Origin of the sequence: Aestuariibaculum sediminum, assembly GCF_014596945.1 — a bacterium.
Classification (GTDB): Bacteria; Bacteroidota; Bacteroidia; order Flavobacteriales; family Flavobacteriaceae; genus Aestuariibaculum; species Aestuariibaculum sediminum.
Map to the genome: position 1 here is coordinate 72,974 of NZ_JACVXB010000008.1, position 13,665 is coordinate 86,638.

Annotated in this window: 6 protein-coding genes; 4 read left to right on the forward strand and 2 right to left on the reverse strand. The window is 37.4% G+C overall.

The window, feature by feature from the left end; genetic code table 11:
• The first annotated feature begins 4 nt into the window (after window positions 1-4).
• Genes ICJ83_RS14845 through ICJ83_RS14860 form a run of 4 tightly spaced genes read left to right on the forward strand, consistent with a single transcriptional unit; the run spans window position 5 to window position 9,230 of the window.
• Window positions 5-2,251 carry a CRTAC1 family protein gene (locus tag ICJ83_RS14845; protein ID WP_188231194.1) on the forward strand — a complete coding sequence of 749 codons (2,247 nt, stop codon included), beginning with the start codon at window positions 5-7 and terminating at the stop codon, window positions 2,249-2,251.
• A gap of 22 nt (window positions 2,252-2,273) precedes the next feature.
• A complete protein-coding gene (locus ICJ83_RS14850; RefSeq protein ID WP_223154800.1) occupies window positions 2,274-5,624 on the forward strand; it encodes a VCBS repeat-containing protein in 3,351 nt (1,116 codons plus the stop codon).
• 23 nt (window positions 5,625-5,647) lie between these two features.
• Complete coding sequence (locus tag ICJ83_RS14855) at window positions 5,648-7,768, forward strand: thioredoxin domain-containing protein (RefSeq protein WP_188231195.1); 2,121 nt, start codon at window positions 5,648-5,650, stop codon at window positions 7,766-7,768.
• A complete protein-coding gene (locus ICJ83_RS14860; RefSeq protein ID WP_188231196.1) occupies window positions 7,761-9,230 on the forward strand; it encodes a vanadium-dependent haloperoxidase in 1,470 nt (489 codons plus the stop codon). The genes ICJ83_RS14855 and ICJ83_RS14860 overlap by 8 nt, the downstream gene beginning before the upstream one ends.
• Window positions 9,231-9,314: 84 nt before the next feature.
• Here the strand turns inward: ICJ83_RS14860 and ICJ83_RS14865 are convergent, their stop codons facing one another.
• Entirely contained in the window at window positions 9,315-12,203 is a 2,889-nt protein-coding gene (locus tag ICJ83_RS14865) for an alpha-amylase family glycosyl hydrolase (RefSeq protein WP_188231197.1), read from the reverse strand.
• 94 nt (window positions 12,204-12,297) lie between these two features.
• The gene (locus ICJ83_RS14870; RefSeq protein WP_188231198.1) at window positions 12,298-13,653 is read right to left on the reverse strand and encodes a SusE domain-containing protein; all 1,356 of its coding nucleotides are present in this window, start codon (window positions 13,651-13,653) and stop codon (window positions 12,298-12,300) included.
• Window positions 13,654-13,665 lie beyond the last annotated feature (12 nt).

Genomic DNA, 13,665 nt, shown 5'->3' on the forward strand with positions numbered 1-13,665 from the left:
TAACATGGTTAATAGTTTATATGTTCGCTATAATTGGTCTTTAAAAAAGCTAACCATACAGGCTTTGGCAACAATGTTGTTGCTGGTTTTTGGGTGTAAACCAAAGGATTCCGACTCGCAATCAGAAGGCACTCAAAAAATGGCCAAGCGATTAGAGTTTGTAACGGCGCGTGCAAATCCTGATATTAATTTTTTAATTTCGGATAAACGAATTGCACGAAAAAAAATACGTTTTGAAACTGCACCCGATAATGAGTTTGTTTTTTTTGATTACGTTCAGGAATTATTAAATGCTGGGCAAAATGCTAAAGCCTTACATCTTGTAAATCAACGCTTATACGAGAAAATAGGAGACAGTTTAGCGTTCAGTCCTAAAACTATTTACTACCATAAACTACAGGTAAATGCACATATTCAGTTGGGAGAAGATCTTAATTGTGTTAATCATCATGTGGGGGCGTCTTGCACCATTCCTATACAACCGGAAGCCGTTCATGGTAATGTAATACACGCTTTAAAAGCAGTTGAAATTTTGACCCAAATGGTTAAGGCTTTTCCAAAAGATTATGAAAGTCGCTGGTTGCTAAATCTGGCTTACATGACTATGGGGTCTTATCCCGAGAGTGTTCCTAAAGCATATTTGGTTCCTCTCGAAAACCCTTTAATCAAAACAGAAGATAGCTTGGTAAATATCTTCAAAAATATCGCCATGAAAGCAGGGGTAGCAGTTAACGATATTGCTGGAGGCGTATCACTCGAAGACTTTAACAATGATGGCTTTTTAGACGTTATGGTTTCGGCTTATGGGTTGAAAGGACAGCTTCGATATTTTGAAAATAATCAGGATGGTACCTTTACCGAAAAAACGGAAGAAGCAGGATTAACAGGATTGTTTGGGGGGCTTAATTTGGTACATGCCGACTATAATAACGATGGCTTTGTAGATGTTTTTGTATTACGTGGTGCTTGGTTTGGTGCCGAAGGCCGTTATCCTAATTCTCTTTTAATGAATAAAAATGGACATTTTGAAGATGTTACCGAACAAGCGGGAGTTTTGTCCCAAATGCCTACACAAACAGCTGCATGGGCCGATTTTAATCTTGATGGTTATCTTGATCTTTATGTTGGTAATGAAACCATTAATATTGGCTTTGCCCAAAGCGAGTTTTACATGAATAATGGCGATGGCACGTTTACTAATGTGGTCGATAAATTGAAACTTGGCGTAACAGGTTATATAAAAGGCGTCACTTGGGGCGACATAGATAACGATATGTTACCCGATTTATACGTGTCTAACTTAACTCGGAAAAATAAATTATTTCATAACCTGGGCGGAACTTCTCTCGAAGATTGGAAATTTGAAGAGATTAGTACTGCCGCAAATGTTGAAGACCCTGTGGGGAGCTTTCCAACATGGTTTTGGGATTATAATAATGACGGACACGACGATTTGTTTGTAGCGGGTTACGATCTAAATCGAATTAAACAGGTGTCGTTCGATGAGGTAAGTGCTTTGCTTGGGGAAAATCCCAAATACTCACTCCCCAAACTCTATAAAAACAATGGTAACAACACCTTTACCGATGTTACCGAATCTATGGGCTTGGCAAGGCCATTTTATGTAATGGGGTGTAATTTTGGAGATATTGATAATGATGGCTACTTAGACTTTTATCTAGGAACTGGCGCACCAAATTTAGGGTCTATAGTGCCGAACAGAATGTTTAAAAATGACAAGGGAAATTATTTTAATGATGTAACCTATCAAGGTGGGTTTGGGCATATTCAAAAAGGGCACGCCATTGCTTTTGGCGATATCGATAACGATGGCGATCAAGATATTTACGCCGTTATGGGTGGATCGGTAGTTGGAGATAATTTTCCGAATGTACTTTATCAAAATGGAGGGAACACCAACGCTTGGCTTGTGGCTAAATTAATTGGTACAACAGCTAACCGTTCGGCTATTGGTGCTAAAGTAGAACTCACTTATATTGATGCTACAGGACAAACACATAAGCTGTTTAGAACAGTCACCACTGGCGGAACCTTTGGGGCTTCTAGCCTTCAATTAGAAATAGGATTAGCAAAAGCAGTAAAAGTTAAAGAACTAAAAGTACGGTGGCCAAATAAAAATAGAACGGTTGCTATTTATAAAGATATAGACATTAACCAACGTATTGAAATTAAAGAAGGCGAGAGTACTGTAAAAACAATGTTAAAGCCTAATTCTAAATCGGTAAACTAACCACAAAATATTCTGTAATAAGATGAATTACAACAGTAAAAATATAATGTTTGCAATGGCTCTTATGCTGGTCTTTGCTTGTAAAGAAAAAGAAGATAAAACCGTACCAGAATCAGAAATAATTCCCGAATTGCAACTGTTTAAACAAGTTAGTTTAGAACAATCTGGAATCGATTTTAACAACCGCTTGGTTGAAACCGACAGTATGAACTATTTTGTGTATCCATATATTTACATGGGCGGTGGAGTTTCTATTGGCGATATTAATAACGATGGTCTTAACGATATATATTTCACGGGGAACATGACCCCTAACAAATTATACTTAAATAAAGGCGGATTAAGCTTTGAAGATATTAGTGAAAAGGCAGGTGTTGCAGCTGGAAACCAATGGATAACAGGAACTACCATGGCCGATGTAAATGGCGATGGATATTTAGATATTTATGTGTCGGTTGCTGGAAAATTTAACCCTAAACAAAATTTACTTTACATAAATAATAAAGATTTAACCTTTACCGAAAGCGCCGAAGCTTATGGTGTTGCTGGAGATGCGAATACCATACAAGCTACCTTTTTTGATTACGATTTAGATGGCGATTTAGACTTGTATGTGGCCAATTACCCTATTAGTAGGTTTAGTACACCCAATGGGGTCTATAAACAACGCATAGAAAAGGCAAATATAGTAGATAGCGACCGGTTGTACCGTAACGATGGTAATAATAAATTTATCGATGTTACCGAAGATTCGGGAATATTAAATTACGGGCTTTCGGTTGGTGTTGCGGTTAGCGATATAGATAATAACGGTTATCCCGATATTTATGTGTCTAACGACTTTGCAACACCCGATTACTTATATATGAATAATGGTGATGGCACGTTTTCAGAGCAATCAAAAGAACTAACCAAGCATACAGCTTGGTACGGTATGGGGGTAGATATGGCCGATATTAATAACGATGCGTTGCCAGATGTTATTCAATTGGATATGACACCCGAAAATAACCGCCGTAGTAAAGCCAACATGGCGAGTATGAATCCGCGTAAGTTTTGGGATAACGTTAAGATGGGTTTTCATTATCAATACATGCAAAACTGCCTTCAACTAAACAACGGAAAGATAAACGATACGTTGCAGCCTTTTAGCGATATTTCCAGATTAGCCGGTATGGCTACAACCGATTGGAGTTGGGGAGCACTTATGGCCGATTTTGATAACGATGGTTGGAAAGATGTTATTATTACCAACGGCGTTAGAAGGGAAATAAATAATAAAGATTATTTTAAAACCTTAAAGACCTATACGCCTATGGCCTTTAAGAATAATATGTTGGAACTTACTAAGAAAATGCCTTCAGAAAAAGTGCCCAATTATGCTTTTAAAAACAACGGAGATTTATCGTTTAAAGATGTTAGTAAAGATTGGCATCTCGATTTTGTAGGTTTTTCAAACGGTCTGGCTTATGGCGATTTAGATAACGACGGCGATTTAGATTTAGTGGTTTCCAACTTAGACAGTATTTCTACAATTTATGAAAATCAGGCCACTAAAATTTCAGGAAACCATTATCTACGTTTCAAGTTTAATGGCCCTGAGCAAAATAAGTTTGCTTTAGGTATAAAAGTATTGTTGGAATACGATGGTGCCAAACAATTTCAGGAGCTTACTCTAACCCGTGGGTATCAATCGTCGGTGGAGCCTTTTCTTAATTTTGGATTGGGAAAATATGCTAAAGTTGATAAAGCAACCATTATTTGGCCTGATGGTAAACAAGAAATAAAAGAGCATATAACAACCAATAGTATAGTAGAGGTTAACTATAATGATGCAGTCTATAAAACGATTACAACATCAAAAGACAATAAGTCAAATTACAAGTTTACTAATGTTACCGCACGTTCAGGGGTTAATTTTAAGCACGAAGAAAATATATATGATGATTTTAAGGAAGAACCATTACTTCCTCATAAAACATCACAGTTCGGTCCGGGTATTGCCGTGGCAGATATCAATAAAGATGGAAGGGAAGACTTTTTTGTTGGTGGAGCCAATGGGCAATCCGGCCGAATTTTTATCCAACAATCAGATCGAACTTTTCAAGCCATTGATGTTCCCGACCTTCAAAACGATGCCGTTTACGAAGATTTGGGAGCTCTCTTTTTTGATGCCGATGCCGATGGTGATGACGATTTATATGTGGTAAGTGGCGGCAACGAATTTGGGGCGGGGTCTCAGTTTTTACAAGACCGATTATACCTAAACGATGGACAAGGGCATTTTACAAAAAACACTCAGGCATTACCAAAAATGCTTACCAGTGGTTCCAAAGTTATTGCTGCCGATTTCGATAAAGATGGCGATTTAGACCTTTTTGTTGGGGGTAGATTGGTGCCTGGAAAATACCCCTTAGCTCCTAGAAGTTATTTGCTTAGAAATGATAGTGAAAATGGTAATGTTCGTTTTATTGATGTAACAGAGGATTTGGCTTCAGATTTATTAAAACCAGGTTTGGTTACCGATATGAAATGGAGCGATGTTGATGGAGACGATTGGCTAGATTTGGTGCTTGTAGGAGAATGGATGCCTATCTCAATATTTAAAAATAGCAAAGGAGAGTTTAAAAACGAAACCAAAGCCTATGGTCTTGAAAACACTACGGGGTGGTGGTACAGTATCGATGTTCAGGATTATGACAACGATGGTGATTTGGATATTGTTGCAGGAAATCTTGGGCTTAATTATAAGTATCAAGCATCGAATAATCAAACCTTCGATGTATATGCATCCGATTTTGATAAAAATGGCCACCTCGATATTGTTTTAGGGTATTATTCAGAAGGGGTTCAGTACCCGGTTCGTGGTCGCGAATGTTCGTCCCAGCAAATTCCAGGAATTACTCGAAAATTTAAAAATTATGATGCTTTTTCTAAAGCAACGATAGAAGATGTTTATACAAAAGATAAACTTGAAGATGCCTTGCATTACAAGGCTAAAACTTTTGCAACTACCTATTTTCAAAATGATGGTAAACATTTTTCAGCAAAACCATTATCTTCACAAGCGCAATTATCGGCTGTTAATGGTATTGTAAGTAAAGATGTTAATAATGACGGGGTTTTAGACCTTATATTGGGAGGAAACCTTTTTACCTCAGAGGTAGAAACGCCAAGAAATGATGCAGGTCAAGGGGTTTTGCTAATTGGCGATGGAAAAGGTAATTTTTATGCAAAAGCACCCTATGAAAGTGGCCTAAGTTTAAGTGGCGACGTAAAAGGTTTAGCAATGCTGAAATCTGAAGGATATACCTATATTATTGTTGCAAATAATAACGATAAATTGCAAATCATTGAATGCGACATTAATTAATAATTTAATTTCTAAATCATAGTATGCCTACATTTTTGTACATAAAAAACATTTTATTAAGAACGGTTTTTATCCTTCTGGCTTTTATGCTTTTTTCTTGTAAAGACAATAAAAAAGGGCATGCAAAAGAAACAGCATTTACCAATAACTTGATTTATGAAACCAGCCCTTATTTGCTGCAACATGCTCATAATCCGGTGAATTGGAATGCTTGGGGAGACGATGCGCTTGCATTAGCTAAAGCTGAAAACAAATTGCTGGTAATAAGTATAGGGTATTCAACATGTCATTGGTGCCATGTTATGGAAGAAGAAAGCTTTCAAAATGATACTGTAGCCCAAGTAATGAACCAGGATTTTATAAATATTAAAGTTGATAGAGAAGAACGTCCCGATGTTGATCATGTGTATATGACTGCCGCACAAATGATGAATGGTGCTGCAGGTTGGCCATTAAATGTTATCGCTCTTCCTGATGGTCGGCCGGTATTCATTGCCACGTATATGGAAAAAGAGCAATGGATGGCGCTTCTGAAAAAGTTTCAGGCCTATTTTAAATCAGAGCCCGATAAGCTTTACGAATATGCCAAACAGGTTGAAGAAGGTTTACAAGCCTTGACACCAATAGTTGATACCGAAGCAGATGTTAATTTTAGTATCGAAAATTTGAATCAAGCCTTAGCAGCCTGGAAAACGAATTGGGATACCGAGTGGGGTGGCGACAAGGCAAACGAAAAATTTATGCTGCCAGTGCGTTTACAGTTTTTATTAAAATATGCTGTAATGTTTTCAGATGACGATACATACGCTCATGTTGTAAAAACTTTAAATAAAATGGCTCTTGGTGGGGTTTACGATCATCTTGAAGGCGGGTTTTTTCGCTATACCACAGATTCGAAATGGCAGGTGCCTCATTTTGAAAAAATGCTATACGACAATGCACAACTCATAGCGCTTTATGCCAATGCTTACAAGGCCAGTAAAAACCCTGATTATAAAAAGATAGTTTACGAAACCTTTTCGTTTTTACAAAACAATATGTTTAGTGGGCAAGGTGGGTATTACGCTGCTATCGATGCCGATAGCCAAGGTGAAGAAGGTAAATATTACTTGTGGAAAGCCAACGAGTTACAGGAGATTTTAGGGAACACTACCGATACGTTTAATTTGGTGTATAACCCGCAAAAGATTCAATTGGAGTATCAAGGTTTTGTTTTACAACCCATAGTTTCTGATACTACTATTGCAGAACAACTAAAGGTTTCATTAAAGACCCTTCAAACGTATAAAGAAGACTGGAAAAACGCTTTGTTGAAAGCGCGTGAAAAGCGCGTTAAGCCCTTAACAGATAAAAAGATAATTTGTTCTTGGAATGCCCTATTAGGAAGTGGTTATATTGAAGCTTATATGGCTTTTCAGGATAAAACATTTCTCGATAGAGCCTATGGAATATATGATTTTTTACAAAAACATTTGATTAAAGAAGGTCGCTTATATCATTCCTACATTTCGGATCAATCTGGAGAAAAAGGCTTTTTAGAAGACTATGCTTTTTATATCGAGTTTTTAATCCAAATTTATAAAGCAACAGCCAATGAAGCATATCTTAATGAAGCCAAGTTATGGTTAGAGCGTACCGATACGCTTTTCTATGACGAAGAAAAAGGATTGTATCAGTTTGCTTCAGGTAATGAGTTAATAACACCAGTAATAAAGCTAGATGATGGTGTTTTACCTTCCCCAAATACCATAATGGCAAAAAACCTTATGCAATTAGGGCATATTTATTTTAATAAAGATTTTAAAAAAAGAAGCAAGACGATGCTTTCAGCAGTACAACAAGATGTTTTAGAGTATTTGCCCTATTACTCAGGTTGGGCTGATGGTTTTTTAGATTTAAGTACTGTGGCTTACGAAGTTGCTATCGTAGGTCAGGAGGCTAAATTAATTTTATCCCAAATGAATCAGGCATACCTGCCAAACACTTTAATTGTGGCAAGTCGTGAAGCTAGCCCAATACCAATATTTGAAAACAGATTTTCCGATTCCGGAACCTATATCTACATATGTCAGGAAAATATGTGTAAACTACCAACAACCAATGCCAACCAGGCAATTAACCAAATTAAACAAGATTATGAATAAAAGAGTAAACCTACTATTATTAGTAATAACTATAATTTTTTCAGTAGGATGTAAACAACAAAAAAAACAAGAAGAGGTTAGTATGGAACCTCGAGGAGCAGATAACATTGCTTATAAATGGGGCCATATGGCCATACAAGCACAAGCTTGGGATACCGAACGTTTTAAACCTCGCCCAACAGTGACTTCGCGATATTTAGGACTTATATCGGTGGCTATGTTCGATGCCTGGTCTAGATATGATGAAACCGCTACGCCTGTTTACACTACAAATGTAGACAGAAGACCTTCAGAAGAACATACCCTAAAAAACAAAGAAATAGCAGTGAGTTATGCAGCATACCGTGCGCTTTTAGAATATTATTATTCAGATGCTAAGGAATATGCAGGTTTAATGAAGGAGTTAGGTTTAGACCCTAACGATATGTCTATGGATCCGACCACGCCAATAGGGGTAGGAAATCTTGCTGCGAAAGCTGTTATCGAAGCTAGAAAAAATGATGGTGCCAATCAGTATGGAGAAGAAGAAGGCTCAAACGGAAAGCCTTATTTTGATTATACAGGTTATAAACCAGTAAACGACCCAGATAATAATGTTGATATAAACAGGTGGCAACCAAAATATTTTACCGATGCTAAAATGGGGAAATTTGCCCCAGGATGTTTAACACCTTACTGGCAATTAGTAAAACCTGTTGCTATGGATTCTGCAAGTCAATTTAGACCAGGACCACCTCCAATGGTAGGGTCAGAGCAATTGGCTAAAGAAGTAAAAGAAGTGGTTGACTTACAAGCAAATTTAACCGATGAGCAAAAAGCTTTAGTAGAATTTATGCGTGATGGCCCGCAATCGGTGCAGCAAGCAGGACACTGGTTTAAATTTGCTCAGGAAGTGTCCATTAGGGATCAGCACACTCTAGATGAAGATGTAAAAATGTACTTCTTAAATCAAGTGACAGCCATGGATGCCTTTATCGCATCGTGGGATTCTAAAATGTATTACGACTTTGCTAGACCTTTTGCTTTGGTACATGAATACTACACAGGAAAAGAAATAAAAGCTTGGGCAGGGCCAGTAAAAGGCATGCAAAAAATGGATGGTAGCCAATGGCGACCATACTCGCCGAGTAGTTTTTTATGTCCGCCGTTTCCAAGTTACACCTCAGGACATAGTACCATAAGCGGCGGTTGTGCTGAAGCATTAAAACTTTTTACTGGCGATGACCATTTTGGTGCGTCGGTAGAACTAATTCCAGGGTCACTTACCGAAACCGATTCTACGTTTTATGGTAAAAAGGTAACTTTAGAGTTTCCAACATTTACCAAAACTGCTGAAATGGCTGGTATTTCTAGAGTTATGGGTGGTTACCATATTCAGGCCGATAATGTTGCTGGTCTTCAATTAGGAAGAGATGTGGCACACCAAGCCTGGAAGTTTTATAATGAGCACCTGGGTAAATAAGATAGTTTTCAACAATATATTATAATTAAATGCAAAAAAGGATTCCGTTTCAGGAATCCTTTTTTAATTCAAAAGAATAGAAACTTATAATTTCACCAGTTTAAATATATTTGATTGTCCAAATCCATCACTTATTTTAACCAAGTAAATATTTTTAGATAAGTCTGATATGTTGAATGTCGTTCCTTTTTCATAATCACCATCAAATTGTTTTACGAGTTTACCCGTCATATCAAAAATATCAACTTTCTCGATGGCTTGGTTTACTTTAAAAGTATTATTTGCCGGATTGGGATATAGTAGAATATGTTGTCTGTTTTCATTTTCAGAAACCGATAATGTGCTCATCTGGTTACCATAAATTTTAAATTCACCAGGTTTTAACTGAATGCTTGTTGTAGCCGCATTTATTACGGAGTTGTCTAACAAATCGTACCAATCTCCGGAATAAGGGAAATTCGGGTTAATGGATTGAGTTACGATATCAAAATTAGCAACGATTATAACATTTTTTAAAGTTGTACCTGAGGTGTTTTCATTACCTGTATAAATTGAAATTCTTGGCGTTAAATTATTTGAAGAAATAGTATAATTACCTTCAAATACGGGCTCATTAATTTTTAAATTATTAATGCGCGACCAGTCGTTATAAATTTGGTTTCGTTGTGAAACACTCAACCAATTATTTGTCCATTGCGGTTGCGGTTTTGTGTCTAGTTTACAATCACCCGGAGTTGCATCTTCAGGCGTGTTTACCGAACCACTGTTACATGTAAAAATGGAATTTTCCATTCCTAAATCGCCAAAATGCCAAATCATTTTTGGCCCTGGAATCGTTAGAGAAACAGCGCCTAAGGCAGACATTCTGGATAAGGCTGTTTCCAGATTGGTGATATCATAATCAGCATTGCTATTTCCATAAAGTAGGTTTTTGTACATTAAGCGTTCTTCATCATGACTTTCGGCATATCCAACCAAACGTGGTGAAGAATACCCTCGGGAATTGTGTCCCATTTCGCTTATATCTGAACTATACCCCATAGTTAACTCGTTATATGGGTCGGTCATTTTTCCCCAAAGCATGATGCCTTTACCTTCATCAATCCTGTAGTTAGCCCACTCGGTTTCTTCATCTCTTGATGATTTGCCATCGGAGTTAGCATCCCAATCGGTACCGAGATGTTCAAAAATGACATAGTGATCAGGATCTAAACTCCAGCTATAATCTGCATAGTCTTTTAAAATAGCTACTCGGTCGGCATTATAATCGTTGGTACATCCTTCGTTATTTTCGCAATTTTGAGTAAATCCTTTGGTTAAGTCCCAGCGAATACCATCGATGTGAAATTCTTCTATCCAATGTTTCACCACGCGTTTTGTGTAGTAATTAGTAAATCCGTTGGAGTGATTAAAATCCGATCCCACGTTATAGGTGTGTTTCGGCGTTTGATTAAAGTATGGATTCTCAGAACTAGGTTCGCCCCAACCATCATTATCGGCATCATTCATCCATAATCTAACCATAGGGTTTCGCCCGAAAGCATGATTTATTGCTAAATCAAGAATAACTGCAATTCCGTTTTGGTGGCAGATGTCAATCAGTTCCTTAAACTTATCTTGAGTACCATAAAACTTATCTAAGGCCATATGGAATGAGGTGTTGTAGCCCCAACTTTCGTTACCTTCAAATTCCATAACAGGCATAAGTTCGATGGCATTAATATTTAAATTTTTAAAGTAATCGATGCGGTCGATAATGTCTTGAAAATTTCTGTCGGCATCAAAATCACGAACCAACACCTCATAAATTACTAGATCTTCTTTTTTAGGTTTAGTAAAATTGGTGACTTGCCAGTTAAAGTCGGATTGACCAGTTTGTAAAACACTAACTTCACGTTCTTGTCCAACAGGATATGCTGGTAGAATCGGATAGCTCTCTGATGGTATATAAGGATCGTCAAAAGGAGATAAAACTAATGTCGAGTAAGGATCCGCAGTTTTAACAAGTGTAGGGGAATTTGCTAAAGGTGTTTTATCTACAGCCCAATATTGATACGTTTCAATTTGTTTAGAAGTTAAACCTGTTAAGGTAATCCAGAATTTGCCATTACGTGACGGGTCTCTTTTCATTGCGTAATTGGAGTCAGGCTGCCAGTTATTAAAACTACCAGCCACATAAACAAAATCTTTGTAAGGTGCATATAACACTAAAGTTGCTTTCGATGGGTCGCTTTCATCATAGGTGATACCGTCTTCATAATTTTCAGGCATGAACCCCGTAAGCGCCCCTGGATCAATAATCACTGAAAAAGTGATGATTTTGGTTTCTCCCGAAAAGGTGACTTCTAAACTGTAATTTTTGTTTTCTGTAATATTTGCATCGTTGAAAGTATATGATGCTATTGTATTTTGTGAATTAATAATGTTACCATTGGCTTTTAAAACATAATCAGCATTACCGCCCGTATTGGTAGCCGATATATTGAGGTTATCACCAGAGTTTAAAATAGTAGTATTGTTGGTAGGCGCAGAAAGTGTTACCAAAAACGTGCCAACAGACTCTAAATAGTCATTAGACTGTTTATCGCCAGAACCATCTTTAGCTTTTATGAGGAACCCTATTTGTCCAATGCCCGTTCTGTTATAGAATGTTGTGGGCGTAAATGTAATATTGTATTCATCGGCTGATGCATTATAAGATAACCGGTTTGCTTCGTTAGAGTCGGTCCAGCTTCCATTCGTTGGGCAATCCTGTTGATTAGCAAGATTAGTATCATAAGACCACGACCACAAGTATAAGGCGTTGTTGTTAACCCCCCATGTGGCTTCATCTATAGAGGCCCCATCAAAAGTTATGGTTATGCTATCGTCTTCATTAAAAGGGGAAGGAGATATTGAATAACTTACATCTTGTTTTTGTCCATAGCTAATTGTACAAAGCAGTAGTAAGAGGAGTAATTGTATGTTTTTCATTTTTTTTAGTCATTAAAACAAAAAAGGGCTGTATTGATTAACAACACGCCCTTTTTGTAATTACATAAGAAATTTGAGTTAGTCGTTAAAAATATTATCGTTTTCCTAGGTAATATCTTGGTCCGTCAACATCATTAAAGTCTATACTTATAACGTAGTTACCAGCTGTAACAGCGATGTTGTTTTCAGGATCCTGATCAAGTATATTATCTTCATTAGCGTCGCCATAGTCTCCGTTCCATTCGTTATTTGGTCTGAATTTAATGTCACCATCAATTAAATTTACATTTTCAGCATACCAAATACCTGGTTGGATTTCCGTTAATGCAGCATCAGGTGTTTCACCCCAGTTGTTATATCCAGAGCCAACGGCACCCCAAACAGTAGCTTCTTCAATACTGTATGATTTGTCTTTTAAATCTACAGTTACAAAATAGTGTCCTGCGGTAACAGCTATATTATTTTCAGGGTCTGCATCTAAAATGCCGTCGCCGTTGGCATCACCTAAATCACCACCCCATGCGTTATTCATTCTGAATTTAATATCTCCATCTACGAACATTACACTAGCTTTAAACGTATCGGTTGTGTAATCGTAATATAATTTAGCATCTGGACCACCGTTGCCCCAATCGTTATAACCAGAGCCAACAATTCCCCATGAAAATTCTTCGATTGTATATGAATTGTCATTCGTGTCAATGGTAATTTTGTAGTCACCCGCAGTAACCGCAATATTATTTTCCGGATCTGCATCTAAAATTCCATCGCCATTGGCGTCACCTAAGTCGCCACCCCATTCGTTGTTTTCACGGAATTTGATATCGCCGTCAATTAAATTAACGTAAGAAACAATGACACCTTCAGTTGCTGTTGTATAAAATTTAGCGTCAGCAAAGGCACCCCAATTATTATAACCAGAACCAACAACACCCCAACTTGCAACTTCGAATCCTGCACCACTTTCAACGGCTTCTGGAAGTACTACGCTTAAAGTTTGTGTTTCGGTAAAAACAGGTAATCCTCCATCTGTACCGGGTGAAGCCATTAGCCTAAAGTATAAGTTTCCGGTATTTGGGTTTTCGCTATTTGGATCGTTATCAAGTCCGGCATTGGCAGCAAATTTTAGCATATCGCCAATAGTGATAGATAATTCGTTACCATCTGTTGAGCTTACAGTTTCAACATCAGTAAAATCGCCAATAATAGAATGCTGAAGTTCATATTCTACGTTTGTAGGAACGCCGAAGTAGGCATCTTCCCAGGTAAAACGTTCACCGATGTTTTTAGAAGCTGCTGCGGTTAATGTATATTCTTCAAGAAAAACATTGGAAAAGCTAATACCTTCTTCAGGCACTTTAGCAACAAATACTAAATCGTCTTCTTGGTCGCAAGAAGTAAAGCTTATAACAGCTATAATTAAAAGCGATAAAAATTTTATAAGTTTCATAATAATTAGTTT